Annotated in this window: 18 protein-coding genes; 12 read left to right on the top strand and 6 right to left on the bottom strand. The window is 61.8% G+C overall.

The features are described 5' to 3' along the window. Positions 1 to 4: 4 nt before the first annotated feature. Positions 5 to 1,018 carry an ROK family transcriptional regulator gene (locus So717_RS18715; protein ID WP_159980175.1) on the top strand — a complete coding sequence of 338 codons (1,014 nt, stop codon included), beginning with the start codon at positions 5 to 7 and terminating at the stop codon, positions 1,016 to 1,018. Between the two features lie 96 nt (positions 1,019 to 1,114). On the opposite strand, the gene So717_RS18720 is transcribed toward So717_RS18715, so the two are convergent. Beyond that, positions 1,115 to 4,741 (bottom strand): discoidin domain-containing protein, encoded by a 3,627-nt coding sequence (locus So717_RS18720; RefSeq protein ID WP_159980176.1) that lies wholly within the window; start codon positions 4,739 to 4,741, stop codon positions 1,115 to 1,117. Positions 4,742 to 5,245: 504 nt separating this feature from the next. Continuing rightward, positions 5,246 to 6,835: a GspE/PulE family protein gene (locus tag So717_RS18725; protein WP_159980178.1), complete on the bottom strand. Its 1,590-nt coding sequence runs from the start codon at positions 6,833 to 6,835 to the stop codon at positions 5,246 to 5,248. Between the two features lie 207 nt (positions 6,836 to 7,042). Between So717_RS18725 and So717_RS18730 the strand changes: the two genes are divergently transcribed. The 8 genes from So717_RS18730 to So717_RS18765 are packed head-to-tail and all read left to right on the top strand — an operon-like array spanning position 7,043 to position 13,488. Then, positions 7,043 to 7,954, top strand: a complete 912-nt coding sequence (locus tag So717_RS18730) for a PilN family protein (RefSeq protein ID WP_159980180.1) — start codon at positions 7,043 to 7,045, stop codon at positions 7,952 to 7,954. Then, positions 7,951 to 8,511 (top strand): GspMb/PilO family protein, encoded by a 561-nt coding sequence (locus So717_RS18735; protein WP_159980182.1) that lies wholly within the window; start codon positions 7,951 to 7,953, stop codon positions 8,509 to 8,511. The genes So717_RS18730 and So717_RS18735 overlap by 4 nt, the downstream gene beginning before the upstream one ends. Further along, the gene (locus So717_RS18740; protein WP_238841067.1) at positions 8,508 to 9,005 is read left to right on the top strand and encodes a hypothetical protein; all 498 of its coding nucleotides are present in this window, start codon (positions 8,508 to 8,510) and stop codon (positions 9,003 to 9,005) included. The genes So717_RS18735 and So717_RS18740 overlap by 4 nt, the downstream gene beginning before the upstream one ends. 18 nt (positions 9,006 to 9,023) lie before the next feature. After that, on the top strand, positions 9,024 to 11,021 hold the full coding sequence (gspD, locus tag So717_RS18745) for a type II secretion system secretin GspD (protein ID WP_159980186.1): 1,998 nt from the start codon (positions 9,024 to 9,026) through the stop codon (positions 11,019 to 11,021). Further along, on the top strand, positions 11,021 to 12,238 hold the full coding sequence (locus So717_RS18750) for a type II secretion system F family protein (protein ID WP_159980188.1): 1,218 nt from the start codon (positions 11,021 to 11,023) through the stop codon (positions 12,236 to 12,238). The genes gspD and So717_RS18750 overlap by 1 nt, the downstream gene beginning before the upstream one ends. Next, complete coding sequence (locus tag So717_RS18755) at positions 12,222 to 12,602, top strand: prepilin-type N-terminal cleavage/methylation domain-containing protein (RefSeq protein WP_159980190.1); 381 nt, start codon at positions 12,222 to 12,224, stop codon at positions 12,600 to 12,602. The genes So717_RS18750 and So717_RS18755 overlap by 17 nt, the downstream gene beginning before the upstream one ends. Then, positions 12,599 to 12,952 (top strand): type II secretion system protein, encoded by a 354-nt coding sequence (locus tag So717_RS18760; protein ID WP_159980192.1) that lies wholly within the window; start codon positions 12,599 to 12,601, stop codon positions 12,950 to 12,952. Before So717_RS18755 ends, So717_RS18760 begins: the two co-directional genes overlap by 4 nt. After that, positions 12,949 to 13,488, top strand: a complete 540-nt coding sequence (locus tag So717_RS18765; protein ID WP_159980194.1) for a hypothetical protein — start codon at positions 12,949 to 12,951, stop codon at positions 13,486 to 13,488. The genes So717_RS18760 and So717_RS18765 overlap by 4 nt, the downstream gene beginning before the upstream one ends. Here the strand turns inward: So717_RS18765 and gspG are convergent, their stop codons facing one another. After that, entirely contained in the window at positions 13,489 to 13,911 is a 423-nt protein-coding gene (gspG, locus tag So717_RS18770) for a type II secretion system major pseudopilin GspG (protein WP_202981923.1), read from the bottom strand. 132 nt (positions 13,912 to 14,043) lie between these two features. Next, the gene (locus So717_RS18775; protein WP_159980196.1) at positions 14,044 to 14,769 is read right to left on the bottom strand and encodes a hypothetical protein; all 726 of its coding nucleotides are present in this window, start codon (positions 14,767 to 14,769) and stop codon (positions 14,044 to 14,046) included. Positions 14,770 to 14,792: 23 nt separating this feature from the next. Here So717_RS18775 and So717_RS18780 point away from each other — a divergent pair, with 23 nt between their 5' ends. Further along, positions 14,793 to 15,293, top strand: a complete 501-nt coding sequence (locus So717_RS18780; protein ID WP_159980198.1) for a prepilin peptidase — start codon at positions 14,793 to 14,795, stop codon at positions 15,291 to 15,293. A 22-nt stretch (positions 15,294 to 15,315) separates the two neighbouring features. Here So717_RS18780 and So717_RS18785 read toward each other — a convergent pair whose 3' ends face one another. Further along, on the bottom strand, positions 15,316 to 16,023 hold the full coding sequence (locus tag So717_RS18785; protein WP_159980200.1) for a DnaA N-terminal domain-containing protein: 708 nt from the start codon (positions 16,021 to 16,023) through the stop codon (positions 15,316 to 15,318). Between the two features lie 373 nt (positions 16,024 to 16,396). Between So717_RS18785 and So717_RS18790 the strand changes: the two genes are divergently transcribed. Beyond that, the gene (locus So717_RS18790) at positions 16,397 to 17,704 is read left to right on the top strand and encodes an AAA family ATPase (protein WP_159980202.1); all 1,308 of its coding nucleotides are present in this window, start codon (positions 16,397 to 16,399) and stop codon (positions 17,702 to 17,704) included. Continuing rightward, a complete protein-coding gene (locus So717_RS18795) occupies positions 17,704 to 18,771 on the top strand; it encodes a ParB/RepB/Spo0J family partition protein (protein WP_159980204.1) in 1,068 nt (355 codons plus the stop codon). The genes So717_RS18790 and So717_RS18795 overlap by 1 nt, the downstream gene beginning before the upstream one ends. A gap of 55 nt (positions 18,772 to 18,826) precedes the next feature. On the opposite strand, the gene So717_RS18800 is transcribed toward So717_RS18795, so the two are convergent. After that, the gene (locus So717_RS18800) at positions 18,827 to 19,882 is read right to left on the bottom strand and encodes a tyrosine-type recombinase/integrase (protein ID WP_159980144.1); all 1,056 of its coding nucleotides are present in this window, start codon (positions 19,880 to 19,882) and stop codon (positions 18,827 to 18,829) included. Between the last annotated feature and the right edge of the window lie 77 nt (positions 19,883 to 19,959).

A 19,959-nucleotide genomic window follows, 5' to 3' on the forward strand; every position in this document is an offset into this window, starting at 1 on the left:
CGACATGAGATTTGCCCCCCCGCCTGCCGTGCGCGTATCCAGCACGGCCAGCGGGATGAACCAGGTGCTGGCGCGCACTCTGAACGAGCGGTTGATCACCTCGCTTTTGCTGCGCAACGACGGCATGACCCGGCTGCAGCTTGGCCAGGAAAGCGGTCTGTCAGCGCAGACCATATCAGTCATTGTCCGCGCGCTTGAGGCGGACAATCTGATCGTCAAAGGCGAGGCAGTGCGGGGCCGCGTCGGCCCACCGACCATACCCATCATCCTGAACCCCGACGGGGCCTTTTCTCTGGGCATCAACGTCGGGCAGGATCAGTTGAGCGGCGCGGTCGTCAATTTCATTGGGCAGATCGTGCAGACGCAACAGGCCCCCCTGACCGATCATACATCCCTCGGCGCTGCGCTCACCGGCATGGTGGATCAGCTGATGAACACTTGCACGCCCAAGACCCGCAAGCTGATTGCAGGCGTGGGCGTGACTTTATCAGATGAATTCGACGATCAGGAAGACGTGGTGCGGGATATCGAGGCGCTGTTGGAGAGCCACACGCAGCTGGAAACCTTCATCCAGAACGATGTCACAGCGCTCGCCAGTGCAGAAACGCTGTTTGGCGCCACGCGGCGGACGGGAGATTTCCTCTATTGCTATCTCGACACCTGCCTGCACCCGCGCCTGTGCCTGAGTGGGCGGATACATTCAGGTCAGACCCCGCCGCCCTTTTACATAACCTCACCCAGCCCCGATCACCCCGATGCCGACTGGATCACCGCCGCCTCGCAAGCGGTGGTGGGGATGATCAGCGCCGCCTCCTTTCTGGCGCGCATTCCCACGGTTGTGCTGGCCTCCCATGTGCCGGAGCAGCACATCTCCGCTCTGATTGAAGCAACCAGCGAGGCTCTTTCGCCAGACGTTACGCTGCTCCCAAGCTGCTTTGGCCAGGATGCCCTCGCGGCCGGGGCGGCCGCCTTGCCCCTGCACCCTAAATTCATGTCGCAGTCGGACACCGCGATGTAACCCCGCAAAGCCATCTGCAGAAAAAAGCGGCCCCGCATCGGGAGGCCGCTCTTGCCTTTGGGGCGACCGAAGCCGCCCCAAATCTGAACCACAGGCTTAGATATTGTCGAAATTCAGCGTATAGGTCTCATTGCCGATCTTCGCCTGCACACAGAAGCTTTGCGTCTCACATCCCGGAAGGGTTTTCGAGACAACCACGCTCTGCGGTTTCAGCGCATCCTTGGGGTCTGGATGATCCAGCGCGCCTTGGAACAGGAACGCTCGTGTGTCCTCGCTCACCGGTTCCAGCGGCTCGAACCGCAGCAGGCGCCGCACGTCGGTTCCGCGCTTGCGGTTGACCTGCGTGATCGTGTCCTCGTTCACGAAGCGGCGGAAGTAGGGGTCATCAGCCATGAAGGACGGCGGCCCAAACTTCAGCTCGACATTGCCGGCAAGCGACGCCGCACTCATGCGCCCCTTGGCTTCGGCCTGCACGTTGCCACCCCGGAAGAGGATCATGCAGCGCGGAGTGAAATCCACCGTGTTCACGCCCGAGTATGTGACATCCACGTGGTGGCTGGTCCCGCCGTTGCGCGGCAGCGCGCAGGTTTGCACGTTGTCATACGGCGTGTACCAAAACTGCTGGATCTGCGAGGTCTTGCGCGGTCCGGTATCGCCATTCACATGTCGCGTCTGGAAATCATCGACGATGACAAAGTTGCCGTTCGGCAGCGCAATCTTGTAGCGGATCGCCTTTTCCAACCAGCCGCCATCAACGCTTTTGCCGTAGACCTCGGACGCATCGAAAGAGACCCCTTTCAGGCCTGTCGCGCCCTCAAGCGTGTCCACTTCGAATGTTTCACCCGTGGCACGCTTGCCAAAGATCTGACCCATATGGGTCTGACCCGGGCGCGCAAACCAATCCTCGGTGAACTGCGCATCCGGCACGATCAGCGAATTCGCCCCAATCGCAAAACCATCGTAGTAGTTCTGCACGATCCGGTCCTCGGCGACGTCACGGTAGAAGCTGACAACCGGACCGGTGGCCTTGATGTTGGTGCCAATCTCCAGCCAGCCATCGGTGCCATTGGCCCCACTGCCAGATCGCTCCTCAACAAAGAGGCGGTGCCTGCTGTACTGCAACGCATCCCCTTCGACGGAGTCCGTCCGGGCATCGCCGTACCACAACAGGTCGCCGCCACCTTGCGTAAAGCGGATCTCATCAATGCCAAAGCTCGCTTCCCGGAAGAGATGCAGCCCGCTGCCCTGCAGGAAAGTGATCGAACCCACACCTTTGCCGCCGTTCACAACGCGGTTCCAGTGATGCGGCTTGATCTCGCCAAAGGCCGTCAGCGGGATCTTGATGTGATGCCAGCCGTTTGCATCTGGCGCGGTGTTTTTCATCCACGCCCCAATGGACATGCTCTGGGTCTTCCCTGCGACATTCAGGACTATGAAAGCCCTGTCCATGTTTACGTTCTTCACCGGCTTGGCAAAGAACTCCAGCGTGTCCGAGGCGCTGGTCAGCGGCACATGCCCCTTGGACCCTTTCACCTGATAGTAATTGTACCCTTTGGTGAAATCGCCATAGCCCGTATCATCGATGAAGCGGCTGCCATGCACCGACCATTTGACGTCAAAGCAATCCAGCTCCCGGTGGGGGAAGTCATTTGGCACGCAGCTCATCGCCATCATGCTCTGGTTGGATTGCTGCACATGTGGCGTCGGGTTTTCGCCGCTGGCCGCCCATGTCGTGCGGCCCGTGTCTACGCGGAACATGGATTCGTTGAACGGGAACTCTGCCGCGTAGGTATCCGCAAGCTGCTGATCGCCACAGGCTTCGACTTCGGAGTACCAATCCCGCGCCAAATGCGCGCCCATCAGCATCGGGGTGGACATCCCATCGTCAAAGTAATGGTTGGCAAAGAACCGCGCTGCGACGCATTGCTCAGCCGTGCTCAGCTCCGTTGTGCCCGGTGCATCCAGGCCGATCATCTCGCGCCACAGCAACAGATCAAGCGGAATGACATTGCGGATGCCTTGGGTCTTCCAGGCATCCCCAAAGTTCACCGCATGGCCATCCGGTCCCATCACGTTGACGTACCATTCGGCGGTATCCGTCCCGATGCCCCATTTCATGGCATGCATCGGCTCCCCGATGGTGCGCATGTAGAAGTTGTTGATCGCCCCGGTTGAGGAATAATCCGTGGCCATATAGCCAGCGCCTTCCTGATACATGCCTTCGTCCATGTAGATGCGGCGGTGATTCCACGAGAATTTGAGCACATTGGCCAGAAGCTCGCGCGCCATCTCCTCGTAGCCGGGCTCATCATAGACCAGTGTCGCGAACCGCAGGGCCGCTTCCCCGGTGATCGTGTTCCAGTTGTTGTGAAGCGACACCATCCAGTGCAGCTTGTGGCTCGGGTCTGACTGCTCGATATACATCTTGGCGTAATTGGTCATGATATCCATGACCCGCGCATGATCTTCCGGCTGCGCCCAATACCGGTTGTCATCCCAGTAATAATCCATGATGGCCGTCCAGGGGCGGAACATGCGGATGGCCCCAAGGTTGAAAGAGCAGCCATCGTACCCGTGGTGCCAGTATTTCGCCCGTGGGAAGCTGACGCCATCCACCGCCGGGCAGGAGGTATTGGCGCTATTGCCCGTCAGCTGCCGCTGGAAGTCCCGGAATTCATAACGGATGAACTTGCGCTTCAGCGCCCACAGCTCGCCTTCCACATGCATTGGCCTGTCAGTGTTGGCTTGTGAGAAGCGGCAATCAGGGTCGAACTCAAGGCATCCGTCAATCATCCGGATCAGGTGCAGCACCTGCATGGCCCGCGTCGCGTTTCCTTTCGGCAGGTCTTCATCGCTCGCGTTGAGGTTCACATCCAGATAAAAGCGCGCGGCAGGAATGTTGCGCAGCGTGTGCGGATAGGCCCATCCCGCCTTCTTCATCCCATAGGTCCGGTGATTATAGACCGAAAAGACATTCTTGGTTGTCGCATAGCTGTAGTTTTCGCCGCGATAGTCCGACGCATTTGCTGTCTCAAAGGGCCGGAAGTACGACCAATACTGCGCCTCATCCCCGTGCAAACGCGGGTGGGAGCGCGGCAGGTTTTCCTCAAACCGATTCAAGACCTGCGTGTTCAGCTCAGCAATGCGGGCCTGAAAAGCCGCGTCGGCTTCGCCTTTCGGGAAGTCGGCGTCCTGCAGCGGGAAGAAATGCCGCGTGTCCGCCTCGGGCCGCTCTTCAGAGCCATAGACTTCGATCTCGCGGATTTTCGACGCGCCCCAGCGTTCAAGGCTTTCAAACCGGATGAACCGGGCCTTGATCGGCTGCGCGAGGGTGATCTCCTGAGTGATATCGGCATATTCCAGACCCTGACGCGTGGCGCCAAGCACGTTCGAGAACGTCTCGCCATCCTCCGAATACCACACCCGGAACTTGCGGATCGCCTGCGTGCGATAGGCGCTGCCGGTGTGAATGCCCAGACGGGTCACATAGGCCTCGCGGCCCAGATCAATGGTTACCGTGCGATCAGATGTTGCCTGATTGTCAAAGACAAAGGGGGCGTCATTGCTCATGTCGCCATCGGTGATGCTGGCGAGGGTGCCAACAGTGGCCGTGACGCCGCTTGTCACGGGTTTTTGTGCAGACAGCAGCGTCTCTGCGGACAGGCCGCTGAGGGAGCTGCCACAGAACAGCGCGGCCATAGCCGTCAAAACGGTCTTGCGCATGGGGGTCTCCAGATTTTGATTTTTGGTGAAGAGAGGGGGGGGTGTTTCGAAAAGGGCTTCTGACTTGGAACAGCGTCATCGAAATGCAGCCGCCCGCGCATCGGGGCGCAGACAGGGGGTTTGTCACTGACCGGCCCTCAGGCACGGCTCATGCCTCTTGAGAGGCAAGCGCACAGATCAGCATTGGGCAAGAAACTCCCCAGACTATTGGGGAAGGGCAAACTCCGGCCGGAGTATTTCCGCGCCATGGTGCCGAAGTTTGGCAGTCAACCAGTGGCCAGTACCGCATCCCGCGGCACCTGCTTCTGACGTCGAAAGCGTATCGCTGCGCTGTTCAGAATTCAATCTATAGTTGAAAAACGATCTGCCAAATCATAACAATTTTGACAAATCACACAGCGACCACTCGTGAGGAACAGTGCCAGAGCCCAGAGCGTTCTGACAACCCGGAAAAATACCTAAACTCTTAACATTTCATTAAAAATCAAATCTTTGTGCGGATGATCAGGACCCGATGATCTGCGACAGATGTTGTGCCACCGCCACTTGGCGAAAGGCCGGATCCGCTGCGCGCTGCGCCATGCTGACAAAGCCGGCCGCCTCGGCACAGCGGCGCAGCTCAGCCAGCGGCCGCGCGTCAGAAATGGCCGACGCCAGCTCCGGCGACATCTCCAGCAGCTCCGCCAAAACTGTGCGCCCGGCCTGCCCCGTATCCGCGCACGCCTGGCACCCCGCGCCCTCACAATCCACACACGTCATCGCCACCAACCGTTGCGACAGCACCCCGCGCAGCGTGGCGCTCAGCAGGTAGGGTGGCACACCCAGATCGATCAGCCGCGATACCGCTGAGGGCGCGTCATTGGTGTGGATCGTCGACAGCACCATCCGCCCAACGAGTGCTGCGCGCACGGCAATCTCTGCCGTCTCCGCATCCCGGATTTCCCCGACCATCACCACATCGGGATCCTGCCGCAGAATGGCCCGCAGCGCGCGGGCAAATGTCATGTCAATCGCGCTGTCAACGGGCACCTGCACCACACCTTTCAGCGCATATTCAATCGGGTCCTCCACGCTGACGATCTTGCGGCTGCCGTCGTGAATATCCGTGAGCGCTGCATAAAGCGTCGTAGTCTTCCCGCTGCCCGTCGGGCCCGCCACGAGGAAGAGGCCATTGGGCTGCCGCATGATCGCCCGCAGCTGCTCCACCATGCCCGCGTCATAGCCCAGCTGCGCCCAGTCCAGCTGCACCCGCGACCGGTCGAGAATCCGCAAGACAATGCTTTCGCCGAACTGGCTCGGCAGAGTCGAGATCCGCAGATCAATCGCCCGGCCCCGCACCGACACCTGCGCCCGGCCATCCTGCGGGCGGCGCCGTTCGGAAATGTTCAGCCCGCCCATGATCTTGAGCCGCGACACCGCAGCCGCGCGGCTGGCCTGCGGAATGGTGCCGCCGTCGCGCAACACCCCGTCGATGCGAAAGCGAATCGCAAAAGCGCTCTCGCCCTCTTCGAAATGAATGTCCGACGCCCCTGCCCCCACCGCGCGGCTGATGATGTCATTGACCAGACGGATCACCGGCCCGCCGTTGGCCAGCGCATTGAGCTTTTCCACATCCATGTCAGAGGCGCTTGTCGCGGCCTGATCCACCTCTGGCCAGTCAAGTCCGTCAATCGCAGCCGCCAAAACCGCTGGCGGCACCAGCATCATGCGCACCTGCGCCTTGTGCCGAAAGGCCAGCGCCGCCAGCGCGTCCTGCACCCGTGGGTTGGCACTGGCCACCTCCAGCACTCCATCTTTCAGCCGCAGTGGCACCAGATCCGCCGATTTCAGGAACTCCCGCCCAAGATCCAATCGCATGGCCAAATCAACCTCCGGCGCGATGTTGGTCAAAAACGGCACCTTGATCTGTCCGGCGATGTCGCGGAACAGCACCTCTTCTTCGACCAGCCCGAATTCCAGCAGGCTCCGCTCAATCGGCAGCCGGGTTTCGCGGCTCGCGGACAGGCACCGCTCAGCGTCAGCCTCTGTCAGAGCATCCTTTGATATCAGCGACGCCACCAACGCGGCATCATCCATGGCCACAAGTGGGGTCAAGACGGGGTTCCATAAACATGTGCGAAGAATCAGCTTTGAGCTTGTCAGAGCATGGCTTAAGCTGGTGCTAACAACCAAGTATATTCCAATACTTCGAGCCAGTTTTCCATGTCAAATCGTGAACCGTCGCGTCTGCTGCGATGGTACGTCTCGTCTATGGCGAGCCTTTTGCCCCAATGGGCAAAGGCCGCCTTTTGGGGCCATCCCATGGCCCGCCCTTGCCGTTTTATCGCTGGCGAGCGCGATGAGCGTGCGGGCAGTTTGCCTCTGACCTGGCTGACCGGAGACGATCTGCCAGAGCGGTCAAAAACCCGCCAGATCATGGATGCGATTGTCCCGGCAGAGCTCTTTCTGACCCGCCGCCTCAGCCTGCCCCGCAAGGCCGCCGGGCGCTTGCGGCAGATTGGCGCGTTGGACTTGCTGCAGAAAACACCCTTTCAACCACATGAGATCATCTGGGCCGTCGGGCCGGTAGAGCGCGAAAAAGACCAGATCTATATGACGCAAGTGATCGCGCTGCGGTCTGATCTGAACGCGTGGCGCCACCGGATGCAGGCCGCCAACCACCCCCTGCGGTGTCTCTATGCCCATGTCGGTGGGCAAGAAGTGTTGATCGCGGATTTTGGCAAAGAACTGGGCACCAACACGCGATTCTGGCCTGTGCTCAACGCAACGGGCGCCATGGTGGCGCTCTGTTGCGCGCTGTATCTCTGGGCCCTGCCCGGCCTGCGGGCCACGGACGCGCGCGCCGCCCTCGCCCCCGAGATCACACGTTTGCAGGCAGAGGCGCTGCGCTTGCGGGGCGAGGTCGATCAGCTGAGCGCCAATCAGGACCGGCAGCAGGGCATCCTGACCGCGATCTCAAGCGCACCTCGGTTGCTTGACGCGCTGGTTGCCGCGACCGAAGCACTGCCAGACACGGCCTGGGTCTCGCAATATGTTTTCGACAGGGGTGCTGTGCGCATGTTCACACAGGTCGACGGGCCTGTGGTCGATCTGCTCTATACCCTTGCGGATCAGGGGCAGCTGCCCAACACCCTGATGCAAGGCGACATTGACCGCACACAGTCCGGTGTGGAAGAGGTCTGGCTTGTGCATGACCCGGTGCCCCGCCCATGATCTACCGGGCGTCCCGATACCTTGCTCCGGCGCTGACCCTTGCCTTGGTCGCCCTTGCCTGGATTGCCTTGGCCGCGCCTGCAGTGGAGTGGAAACGGCAGGCCCTGCGCGCCGCGGCGCAGGCGGAGGCCACCTATCTGCGTCTGCTCACCACGCACAGCACCTTGCAGCAGGACCGCGACGCCTTTCAGTCCATACCCACCGACCAGGCGATATGGCACCCCACTGACGGGCGCGCGGTGACGCTTGATGTGCAGACCGCGCTTGGCCAACTGGCAGAGCAGGCGGGCACAACCTTGTCCGCCGTCTCTCCTGCGCAGTCTGATATGGCTTTGGGCACGGAGGCCCTGGCCCTGACCGTCGAGCTTCGGGCGCCGCTTGATGCCGTGCTCCGCCTTATCGAAGCGGTGGAAACACACGTCCCTCCGCTGATCATCGACGCCGCAACGCTGCGCCGCGCCCAGAGTGCTGGGTTTGAGACCAACCTGCCCGTTGTGCAGGCAAGCTTTCGAGTTGTGGCCGCCACACGTCCGCAACCGGCGGAGGCTGCAGAATGATGTCCCGCGTCCTTCCCGTATGCGGCAGCCTGAGCATCTGGGCACTAGCCGCAGCCTTGGCCTGGCAGGTGATCGAGGCCCGCCAGAGCGCTCAACCCAACCCACTTCGGTCAGTGACTGCATTAGAAAACCTGGTCAAACTGGCAGAGACACAAACAGCCGTACTCACCGACACCCCAGATCTTTCAGAGGCGCTCGCCCGCCCCCTCTTCGCCCCGGACCGACGCCAATCTGCAACAGAGAACACAGTTGAATCACCTCAAGAAATTCAACCTATTGCAGAAAATACACCGTCTGATACGCTGCCCGCAGTTATAGTCTACGGTGTTGCCCTGACCGGACAACACGCCAAAGCATTGTTATCCATCAATGAATCTGTGCCCGACTGGTACAGAGAAAAAGATATTATTGCAGGTTGGACGCTCACCAAAATCGAAAATAACGGCGTCCTGTTGCAGTCCGACACATCGGAACTGCGGATCGAGCTTTATTGACGAAAGCGACGGACACTCATGGACATCGCATCCCGCACACTCGCTGCGGCAGTCACCCTTGTTGTGCTGAGCGCCTGCGCGCCCAGCGACACAGGCACCCAGTCGACCAAGGCGCCGCTGCTTGCCAATCTCACCGGTGGCACAGGCGCGCGCGCGACCGGTGGCCCCCGCCTGCCCTGGTTCGGGCGACGCAGCGCGGATCGCCGCGTGACCGGATCGGACAGTTTCATCAGCGACACCGCAGGCCGGTCACAACCGCTGGTCGACGTCCAGCCCACGGGCGAGATTGTCCTGAACCTCGTCGATGTTCCCATTGCACAGGCCGCCAAGGCGGTGCTGGCGGACGCCCTGGGCAAGAACTACTCGATTGATCCGGATGTCTCGGGCACCGTGACGCTGCAAACCACCCGGCCCCTGACACAGCGCGCCCTGCTCGACACGTTCCAGACCGTGCTTGAGCTTAATGGCGCCACATTGCAGACCGCAGGCGACCTGATCACCATCGTGCCCGCCGAGGGTGCCACGCGTCGCATCTCCAGCCCCTCAGAGATTGCGGGCGCAGGTTCGCGCATCGTCGCCGTGCCGCTGCGCTACATCGGCACCGAAGAGATGATCCGCCTGCTCACGCCCATTGCCGGGCAGCAGGTGCAATTGCAGTCGATCCCCAAGCGCAACGTCGTTCTCATCTCGGGCACCCGGGGCGACATCAATGCCGCCATCGAGGCGGTGAACCTCTTTGATGTAGACGTGCTCAAGGGCAAGTCTGTCGGTCTCTTCACCGTGAAATCCACCACACCGGAGGCCATGGTCGAAGAGCTGAACCTGATCTTTGAGACCGGCGAAGGTGGCAGCCTGGAAAATGTGGTCTCCTTCCTTCCGTCACAGCAGTTGGGCGCGGTCATCGTCGTCTCCACCCGCTCCAAATATCTCGCGCAGGCCGAGCGCTGGATTCGCGACCTCGACCGCGCCGCCGAAGGCGCGCAGCGGCAACCATCCGTCTTCCCGCTTCAACACCGCAACGCGGAAGAACTGGCCCCCATTCTTATCGAGATGTTGGCCCAGTCCGCAGGTGGCGAGGAAGGCGAGGCAGAGGCCGCCGCCCGCATCGTCGCAGACACCGGCCGCAATGCATTGCTGGTGATGGGCACGCGCTCCGAACAGGAGGCGGTCGCGCGGCTGATCCAGACGCTGGACACAACGCCCGTTCAGGTCCTGCTCGAAGCCACGATTGCCGAGGTCACCCTGAATGACGAGCTGAACTTCGGCCTGCGCTGGTTTTTCCAAAGGGGGGATTTCTCGGCCACCTTCTCCAATCTGGAAAACGGTGCCGTCACGGGCAACTTTCCAGGCCTGTCGGTGCTCTTCGAAGGAGGCACGTCAACGAAAGTGGCCCTTTCCGCCATCAGCGCCGTCACGGATGTGGAGGTTGTCTCCTCGCCCAGCCTGCTGGTGCTCGACAATCAGGAAGCGCGGTTGCAGATCGGTGATCAGGTGCCCATTGCCACCCGCGAGGTCCGCGACACAGATGACCCCGACGGGCCCGTCATCAACTCGATCAGCTTGCGCGACACCGGCGTGATCCTGTCGGTGCGGCCCCGGACGTCGAACAGCGGTCTTGTGACGCTGGAGATCGAGCAGGAAGTGTCGGATGTCTCGACCACCTCCTCCTCAGGCATCGATTCCCCCACAATCTCCACACGTCAGTTGCAAACCTCCGTCGTGGTTGGCTCTGGCGAGACCATCGCCATGGCGGGCCTCATTCAGGAAGACCGGGAGGTGGGGCGCAGCAAGGTGCCGGGCGCCGGGGATCTACCGATCATCGGCGCGCTCTTTCGCAACAAATCAGACAAGGTGCGCAAGACTGAGCTGCTCATCCTGATCACCCCCAAGATCGTGAACAACGGCCATGATGCGCGCAGCGTCACCAGCGAGTTGCGCCGCCGCATCCGGGGCGCTGAAAACCTCGTCCAAACCGGCATCCGCACGCCCGGTGTCGGCCACCGGATCTTCGAGTGATGCCCCGATTTTCCTACGAGGCCTTTGACCCCTCGGGCGCGCTGTCCAAAGGCGATCTGGAGGCGGCATCGGAGGCCGCAGCGCTCTCCGCCCTTCTGGCCAGAGGCGTCACGCCGGTCAGCCTGAAAAGTGGTGCGGCGCAAGAGCCATGGTGGGCGCGCGAGATCTCCCTGACGGGCGCCTCCCAAACCCACAAAAGCGCCGAGGTGGAACGGTTCTTCGCCACCTTCGCCTCGCTGATGGCCGCGAAACTGCCGTTGGTCGACAGCCTGAAATTCTGCGCCAGCCAGGCGCATGACCTGCGCATGCGGCGCAGCCTAACCCGCGTCGCGCAATCGGTTGAAAACGGCGCCAGCTTGCAGACGGCCCTGCACGAGGAGAACGGGCTCTTTGCCGAGCGGCTTGTCACGCTTGTGGGCATTGGCGAGGCCTCCAACACCCTGCCCGACATCGCGCAGCGCATTGCCGAGCTGCTGCTGGCCGAGGCGGTGTTTTACCGCGAAATCCGCAGCGCCATGATCTATCCGGTGATCCTGCTGATCACGGCGGCGGTGGTCATGGGCGTGCTCGTCTTCTACCTCGTCCCGACCCTTGCACCGGTCTTCGCCAGCGCCGGGGCGCCCCTGCCCCTGCCTCTAAAACTGATACTCGCCCTTCGCGCCCTCGCGCTGGACCATTGGGTCATCGCTACCGCCGTCCTGATCGTGGTGGTGGGCGCAGTCACGCTTGGTCGCAAAGCGCTCTTCTCAACCCTGAGGCCGATGATGCGTCACCTGCCTATTGCGGGGCCCATGATGGTGCAGCACGTCACGCTTGAGGTCTGCCGCAACCTGCACCTGATGCTCAGCAGCGGTGCGACCCTCACCACCGCCATCGCCACCACGCGCGACGCCGCGCGCTCCCCGCAGACCGCTGAGATGATGCGTCGCGCGCTGCAAGACGTGCAATCGGGCGCCGCCCTGTCCGATCACCTGAGCACCGCACCCGGCTTCGACCCGATCGCCGCCGCGATGATCCGTGCGGGCGAACAGTCTGATCAGCTCGGTGCTGTCCTTGGCCGCATCTCCGCCGATCTCACCGAGCGCGCCGCGCGTGCCTTAAAGCAGTTGGTGCAGCTCATCACCCCGGTGATGACCCTCCTGATTGGCGGTGGCATCGGGATGGTCGTGCTCTCCACCATCTCAGCCATCATGGACCTCAATGACCTCGCCTTCTAAAGCCCGCCTGGGCCTCTCGTTGCTGGAAGTGCTGGTCGTGCTCGCGATCATGGCCCTGATCATCGGTGTCGCCGTTCCGGCGCTGCGCGCCCCGCCGCACCACCTCGCCCTGCAAGAACAGATCGCGCTGCTGGAAAGGGAGGCGCTTGCGATCCGCCTCGCGGCCATTCGCGGCGGGTTAGCACAGCCCTGGCAGCCGGACGGCCCCAGGTGCGCAGGGCAGCTCCCGGCACGCATCCTCTACCTTCCAGACGGCTCCGCCTTCGGCGACCCCTTCTGCCTGCGCCGCGATGATCAGGATCTTTGGCTGACCGTGGCGCCGCTCACCGGTCGGATAGTGACGGCCAAGGCGCCCGTGCAATGAACCGGGGGCGAAAGGGGTTCAGCCTGCTGGAAGTCCTTGTGGCCTTTGCGATCATGGCGCTGGTTTTTGCCGCCCTGCTGCCCGGGCAAAGCGACCTTCTGGCGCGGGCGCACCGCTCCAACGATCACCTGCTCGCCAATGATATCCTCGCCTCGCTCGCCGCACTTGAACGTGTGCCGGGCGCGACCGTGACCAATGCCGCTCTTTCGTTGCCGCAGGGCTGGGAGATCACACGCACGGCCACCCCCACGATCATTCAAGGCGTGTCGGGGACGACGATAGAGCTCAGCATCCACGGCCCCTATGGCCGCCAGCTTGAAGACCGAACGCTCTGGCGACCCGCACAATGACCCGCGCGCGCTTGGGCCTCACGCTGCTTGAGCTGCTGATCTCCCTGCTGCTTCTCGCGATGATCTCAACCGCCGTGGCCTCCGTCACCGGCTACGCCGTCCGGCTCTTTGACCGCACCACCGAGATTGAACAGCAATCAGAACAGCTGCACAACCGAACTCTGCTCAGAGGCTGGATCATCCGCGCCGCCCCCTCCGCGCCGCAGGACTTTGAGGGCACACACCGAGGCCTGACCTTTCGCACCCGCAGCGAGACAGCCTTGGCCTGGGCCACCGGCGCGCTGATCGTGCAACTCCGCAATGCACAGAGCGGCGCAGAGCTGCACCTGCATGACAACAACGACACGCCGCTGCAGACCCTGCGCCTCGCGGCCACAGAGCTGCGCATCGCCTACTACGGGCCAAAGGAGGGCGAAACAGCGTGGCACGACAGCTGGGCAGGGCAAGACGCCCTGCCCCTGCTGATCCGTATCTCGGGCAAAGACCCCGCGCTCTGGCCGGATTTCGTCGCGATGCCGCGCCTGTCAGCCGACTGATCAGTTCGGCAGATCTGCATCCTCGCCAGTGCCACCAGCGACGCCATCGCGCCCCAGACTGGTGATCTGGAAATCACCTGCGTCAGACGGCGCCTCATAAAGGTAATCGCGCCCCCAAGGGTCAATGAGCGCCTCCGCCGTTTCCAGATACGGCCCATTCCAACGGCTCAGCCCCGCGGGCGCCTCAAAGAGCACGGACAACCCCTCCGCCCCCGACGGGTAGCGCCCTGCGTCGATATAGAACAGCTGCACTGCATTGCGCAGCTGGTCGATCTGCAGCGCCGCAGTTTCAGTCTTGGCCTGCCCAAGATACCCGATCAAGCGCGGCCCAACGACCGCCGCAATCATCGCGATAATGGACAGGACGATAAGCACCTCCAGAATGGTCGCGCCAGCACGGCGCCCCCATCGGTGCCGATACACGGCCCTGGTCACACGTCACCTGTAATGTTGTGGAATAACTATGGCTTGATCTTCCCGCAAAGCGCGGCCCGGATCAAGCAAAACGATGCGTCTGGGTTTAAGATCCCTTTACAGAGGCCAACGCACCCGGCCTCACGGCGCCCAGAGCCAGGCGCCGCTGCTATCATCCGCCAGTCGCACCTCACCGGCCAGCCACCGGGCGCCGCCGCGGTTCACCCAGACCTGCCTCAGCGTGCGCAACGGTTGGCTGGTGAAAGCGGCCGGTACGCCTGCACCGTCTGCCTCTGAAAACAAATCCAGAACCGCCTGCGGAGCCTGCTGTGGCGCAACACCGGGGCGGCCCGACCGCAAAGTCGCGACACGCGACAGCGCCACAAGCTGATCCGGTGTGCCGCCAATGGCGCGTAGAAACGCGGAAAGGTCTGCCTCGTCACGCGACGCCCGCTGCCAGTTGCGGAACCGCCGTTCTTGATCAGCGGTCAAATCCAGCGCGTCGATCACCTGCGCCGCGAGACCTGAGCGCGCGGTCCTGAGATCAACCAACCCACCGAGATCCACGAGCTCCACCCAGACATCGTCATGCCCCGGCAGTGGCAATCGTGCCGGGGTCTGCGCCCCGAGCGCCAGATCAAACACATACGTCACCGCATCCATCGACAGCGCCTGCCTCTGCTGAAGCTCCTGCGTCGCACGGCCGCTCTGATGTTCTGCGAGCAGCGTTTTGCTGCTATGGGACGCGAGAAATGCCAGAATCACCAACGCCCCCAGAACAACAATCAGGGCATAGCCGTGCCGCCGCGCATGCGGCGCGTGCACAGGTGATCCGCGCGCAGCTTCTTGCATCACAACATCGCTCACTCTCGGCCGGTCTGTCTATTCTTGTGCTGCATCTGCTTGTCTATGCAAGCGGTTTGGCCCTGCTCGGCCCCTGGCCCGGCATTTGGTTGATCTGGGGCATTGGCGCAGCGCTTATCTGGGCGAGTGTCGTTGATTTCCAGCGCTTTGAAATCCCCGATCTGGCGACCATCACCCTCACGGGTCTGGCCCTCTACTGGATTGCAACCGACGCAAGCGTGCTATGGCCCGAGCATGTCATCGGAGCGCTCTTTTGGGCGGCGGGTTTTGAGGTCATTCGCCGGATCTTCATCTGGCGAGCAGGCTTCGACGGGCTCGGTTTTGGCGATGTGAAACTCATGATCCCGCTGGCTTTGCTGTGCGGGCCAATTTCCGCCGCGCAGATGGTGTTTCTGGCAGCCGTTGCAGCTCTGGGCGTGATGGCGGTCGTCGTGGTCGTGCGCAAGCTCCCCATCACAGGCGTCGCCCTGCCCTTTGGCCCCTTCTTGTGCTTTGCCACATGGATCACCTGGATTTCTATGCTCTGACCCTGGCGAGATGCGGTCGCCTCTAGGGCATCACCACAATCCTGATACGTTGTCGCGGGCCAAGCGTCGCTTCGACGGCTTCATTCACAATGCCCAGAAGGTGAGTCTGAACATAGTGCGCGACGAACTGATTGTCGGCACTCAGCATCAGCAGTCCATCCTCATCAGACACAAATTTCAGAAAGGCCAGCCAGTTCTGATAGTGGTAAGGATGCAGCTCACGCATGCGTTGGCAAGCCGCGCGCCATGTTGGTTGCGCCGCAGGGAGATCAGGCGGCATCTCTCGCACAGCGCTTTCTTTGCGAAAATCAACTGCGACGACTTTTGCCTCCTGCACCGGATGTGTCTCACCCATGCGCTCTTCGAAATCAGGGCCGATGGCCGACCAAAAGGGCTCTGATTGTCGGAAGATCTCGGGGTAGTTCAAGCGATACGCCCCCACTCTGCCCCGAACACCCTGACGCTTGCAGATCACGAGGCCCTGTTCGATCCAGTATTTTATCTCTCGCTTGACCGTGCGTTCGGTCACATTCCACATGCGCGCCAGATCACGCTGACCAACGCAAAATTCATCCGCGCGCCAATTGTACCGCGCCGTCAACAACAGGGTCAGACGCGCAATCGCAATCTGATGCCGTGGTGTGTGATGCAGCCCCGTGACAGAGAGCGCTGTTAAAAGATCGTACTTCAAGGCGCTGGCTTTCACGCCAGTCAATCGCTTCACATCCATCACGATATCTCACTGTCTTGCCTCAAGCGCCGGCTGTTGTTCACCGATTCTGCTTATGTTCCAGAAAGGCATGAAATCCCGTTTTTTGTCAACCTGTTTGAAAAAACGAGAGATTGTCGATGTCTCAGAAGATTTAGAAAGATAGGGTTTAAATGGTTTAGGGGGACATGATCAGTGTCACCTCATAGGCGGCTCCATGTCACCATATCAAGGGTTCAGCACCGTTTCATGTCACCAAATAACGTTTGAGCAAGATAGAAAGGAGTCTTTTCCGTCCACTCTCGTCGAAAAACGGGATTTTGCAGAATTGCGTTTTGCAGTTTTTCTGATTTCCCGTTATTCAAGAGATACAGTCAAAAAACAAGGGCCCAGCATGAGAACCCATTCTGACCTGCAAACGATGAACGACCGAAGCCTGTCTCAGCAGGCCGCCGTGCGTCGCGCGACCTTCTCCCCCGGTGAAGTCAAGGAGCTGCGGCCCTTCTCGATTTGGGAGATCAGCCAGTTTATGTTTGATGTTCCTGCTGACACCCTGCGCAAGAAGCTGGCCGATGACCCTTCCCTGCCTCAGGGCGTCACCGAAGAAGACGGCCGCCAGCGCTGGTTCAGCCTCGAAGAGATCAACGAGCTGCGGCGGCGCATCAAGTTTCGCGGCAAATCGTTGCTGCCGGAGCGGCCCAAGGGACGCGCCGCGCGCGTGGCTGTCAGCAACTTCAAAGGTGGCGTGGGCAAGACTGTCGTCGCCCAGCACCTGGCCAACGCCGCCGCGCTCGATGGCTACCGGGTGCTCTGCATCGATTTCGACCCGCAGGCCACGCTGACCCACTCCATGGGTATCGTGGAGGTGAAGGAGTGGCATACGGTCTGGGGCATTATGTGCCGCGATCTCTGCCGCGAAGCGGACCGCATCACTGACAGCTATGATGACCCCGACGACTGCCCCTACCCGTCCTCGCAGGAGCTGCCCGAAGACGTGCAGGCCATTGGCGCACAGCGCTTTCAGGATTTCATCCAGCCGACCTGCTGGCCGACCATCGATATCATCCCCTCCTGCGCCAATGCCGCTTTCGTCGAATTCGCCAGCGCGCAGTATCGCAGTCTGCATAAGGCCTGGAGTTTCTTCGGCTGTGTCGCGCGCTATCTCGATGAGCTGCCCGATGATCAATATGATCTGATCATCTTCGACTGTCCGCCCGCCATTGGCTATCAATCGCTGAACGCGGCGTTTGCTTCCGACATTCTCTATATTCCCTCGGGACCCGGCTATTGGGAGTACGACAGCACCACCAGCTATCTGGGGCAGTTGGGTGATGCGCTTGCCGATATCTCCGACGGCTTCGCAGGCCTGGCCGAGGATGCGGGTCTGTCGCTGCCAAAAACCTTTCGCGACGTGCGCCTCTTGATGACACGGTTCGAGACGACCAACGCGCTGCACGTCGCGATGATGGAGGCTTTTCGCAATGTCTTCGGCGCAGACGTCTGCCTGAACCCGATTGAGATGACCCGCGCGGTCGAGCAATCGGGGCGGTTTCAGATGAGCGTTTACGAGCAAGACTACCGCCAGATGACGCGCGAGACCTGGAAGCGTGCCAGGCAGAGCTTCGACCGGGCGTATAACGAATTCAAAACCACTGTCCTGAAGTCTTGGGACGACCGCAGCAGCGATCAGGAGGCGGGTTGATGACACGGAAAAACAAGTTCGGATTTGGGCCACTGGATGCACCGGCAACGCCGCAAACGCGCGAGCGCTCCGTGGGGCCCATGGGGGCTGCGGTGCGCGATGCGGCGGAAAGCTTGCAGGAGGCGACCGAAGCCAAGGTGGAGCAGCGCCGCCAGAACGCGGCGGATGCCAAAGCGTATCGCGCAGCGCAGGATGAGGGCAGGGTGCTCTCGAACGTGCCCTTGGCGGATGTGTCGACGACAGATCTGCCGCGCGACCGCTTGGATCTGGACGCGGTGGCCAGCGCCACGGAAATGGAGGAACTCAAAGCCTCCATCAAGGAGCGCGGGCAGAAGGAGCCGGTGGAGTTGTACCGCGATGCGGCTGGCCAGCTGCAGCTCAAGAAAGGCTGGCGGCGCTACACCGCCTTGAGCCAGCTCTTCGCGGAGACAGGCGATGCAGCCTTCGCCAGCATCGTCGCGCGGATCGAAGACGAAGGCACCGGTCGGTTGGCGCAATACATTGACATGGTCGAAGAAAACGTTGTGCGCGAAGATCTGACCTTTGCGGAGATGGCGCAGGTGGCGATTCTAGCAGCGCAGGATGATGCCATTGATGAGATCGACCCGGATGCGATGGTGGCGCGGCTCTACGCCTCGCTGCACAAGATGAAACGCTCCTACATCCGCAACTTTGTCTTTCTTCTGACGGCGCTTGGGGATGACCTGAAATGGCCCAAGGCGGTGGCGCGGAACCTCGGGGCAGATGTGGCGCGCGCGCTGAAGTCCGGGGAGGAGGCCGCGGTCCTGCGGGGAAAATTGCGGGCGACCGGATCAGCGGAGGAGCAAAACGCGGTGCTGGCGGGTTTTCTGGCCAAGGGCAGCGCGCGATCTGCGTCGACGCCAAAGGATCGCAAGGAGAAGCGCGAGTTCCACGTGGGTGATATGAAGGTGACCGCCCGCAAAGGGGAGTGCAGGATTGTGGCTGAGGACGACTTTGCAGGCATTCCCAAGGCGCAACTGGAGAAGGCGGTCGAGGCGTTTCAGAAGGCGCTGCGGGAGGGTAACCCACGGGTTACATCGCTGTAGCAGCGCCGGTAACCCGTGGGTTACCGGCGCCTCAAGGCATCTGGCCAGTTGCTGTTCAAAGCCCTGCTGCTTTTGTGAGGTTGAGTTGGAATCTGTCTCTGCGGCGTTGGTAGCGGCGGGTCATTTCGACGGAGGCGTGGCCAAGCTGTTTCTGGACATGGCGCTCGTCAGCCTCGGCGTAAGAGGCAAGGCCCGAGCGCAGGGAATGTCCGGAGAAGAGGGCCAGGCGCTCTTTCTCCGGCAGCTCCGGTCGGATCCCGGCGGCCAGCAGGGTCCGCTTGATCAGACGGGCCACGTGTTTGTCGGACAGTCGGCCGTCCAGCGCTTTGGTGTTGTCGCGCGAGACGCGCACAAAGACCGGACCCAGGTCAATCTTCGCGAAGTGCAGCCACTGCTCCAGCGCATGCACCGGGCAGGACTGCTCGGACGAGCCACGCCCGATCTCGGCCTCTTTCCAGCCGGTCTTGGTCCGCTGGATCACAAGCACGCCCTCGGGCGCGATCTCGACCCAGCCCTTGCCGTCGAGGGTGTCATCGCGCTGCACATCGAGGGCCACGATCTCGGACCGCCGGAAACCGCCCGCATAGCCCATCAGCAGGATCGCGCGGTCGCGCAGGCCGCGCAGGTCGAAGGGCAGGGTGCCAACCATGGCCAGCAGCTCCTCGGGGGCCAGGGGCGCCTTTTGCACCGGCGGGCGGGCGTGGGCGCGTTTGATCCCGGCCAGCACACTGGCGATGTGGCGGTCCTTGCGGTCCAGCACAAATCCGCGCTGCCGGTAGCTCCAAGCGAGGCCCGACAGGCGGCGTTCAATCGTCGCATGGGAGAGGGCAGGGCCCCCGGTCTGAGGGGCTGCGCAGTCGGTGATGTAGAGGCCGATCAGCTGCGGGTCGGGCGTATCGGGATCGGCGCCGCGCCGTCGGCACCAGCTGGCGAACTGCGCCCAGTCGGCGGCATAGGCTTTGTTGGTGTTCTCGGCGGTGGCCTGCGCCGCATAGCCCCGCGCGGTGTCCAGCAGCCGGTCCAGCGCGCCGGAGCCGGCAACGGCCTCGGGCAGGGCGATCGAGGCATGATCCGCAGGGTCTCTCCCGTCTCCGTCGTTCTGTTGGCTCATTTTAAATGCCTTTCGGGAGATGCGCGTTCGAGCGTAGCGAGAGACAGCGTATGTCGAGGCAATGTGTCAACAAACGA

It is taken from the genome of Roseobacter cerasinus (assembly GCF_009811755.1).
In the GTDB taxonomy this organism is placed as follows: domain Bacteria; phylum Pseudomonadota; class Alphaproteobacteria; order Rhodobacterales; family Rhodobacteraceae; genus Roseobacter; species Roseobacter cerasinus.

Bases quoted from the DNA above. Each gene is read 5' to 3' on its own strand.
- So717_RS18795 (WP_159980204.1), top strand. From the start codon at position 17,704: ATGACACGGAAAAACAAGTTCGGATTTGGGCCACTGGATGCACCGGCA.
- So717_RS18755 (WP_159980190.1), top strand. From the start codon at position 12,222: ATGACCTCGCCTTCTAAAGCCCGCCTGGGCCTCTCGTTGCTGGAAGTG.
- So717_RS18790 (WP_159980202.1), top strand. From the start codon at position 16,397: ATGAGAACCCATTCTGACCTGCAAACGATGAACGACCGAAGCCTGTCT.
- So717_RS18750 (WP_159980188.1), top strand. From the start codon at position 11,021: ATGCCCCGATTTTCCTACGAGGCCTTTGACCCCTCGGGCGCGCTGTCC.
- So717_RS18720 (WP_159980176.1), bottom strand. From the start codon at position 4,741: ATGCGCAAGACCGTTTTGACGGCTATGGCCGCGCTGTTCTGTGGCAGC.
- gspD (WP_159980186.1), top strand. From the start codon at position 9,024: ATGGACATCGCATCCCGCACACTCGCTGCGGCAGTCACCCTTGTTGTG.
- So717_RS18715 (WP_159980175.1), top strand. From the start codon at position 5: ATGAGATTTGCCCCCCCGCCTGCCGTGCGCGTATCCAGCACGGCCAGC.
- So717_RS18800 (WP_159980144.1), bottom strand. From the start codon at position 19,882: ATGAGCCAACAGAACGACGGAGACGGGAGAGACCCTGCGGATCATGCC.
- So717_RS18730 (WP_159980180.1), top strand. From the start codon at position 7,043: ATGGCCCGCCCTTGCCGTTTTATCGCTGGCGAGCGCGATGAGCGTGCG.
- So717_RS18785 (WP_159980200.1), bottom strand. From the start codon at position 16,023: ATGGATGTGAAGCGATTGACTGGCGTGAAAGCCAGCGCCTTGAAGTAC.
- So717_RS18740 (WP_238841067.1), top strand. From the start codon at position 8,508: ATGATGTCCCGCGTCCTTCCCGTATGCGGCAGCCTGAGCATCTGGGCA.
- So717_RS18735 (WP_159980182.1), top strand. From the start codon at position 7,951: ATGATCTACCGGGCGTCCCGATACCTTGCTCCGGCGCTGACCCTTGCC.
- So717_RS18760 (WP_159980192.1), top strand. From the start codon at position 12,599: ATGAACCGGGGGCGAAAGGGGTTCAGCCTGCTGGAAGTCCTTGTGGCC.
- So717_RS18765 (WP_159980194.1), top strand. From the start codon at position 12,949: ATGACCCGCGCGCGCTTGGGCCTCACGCTGCTTGAGCTGCTGATCTCC.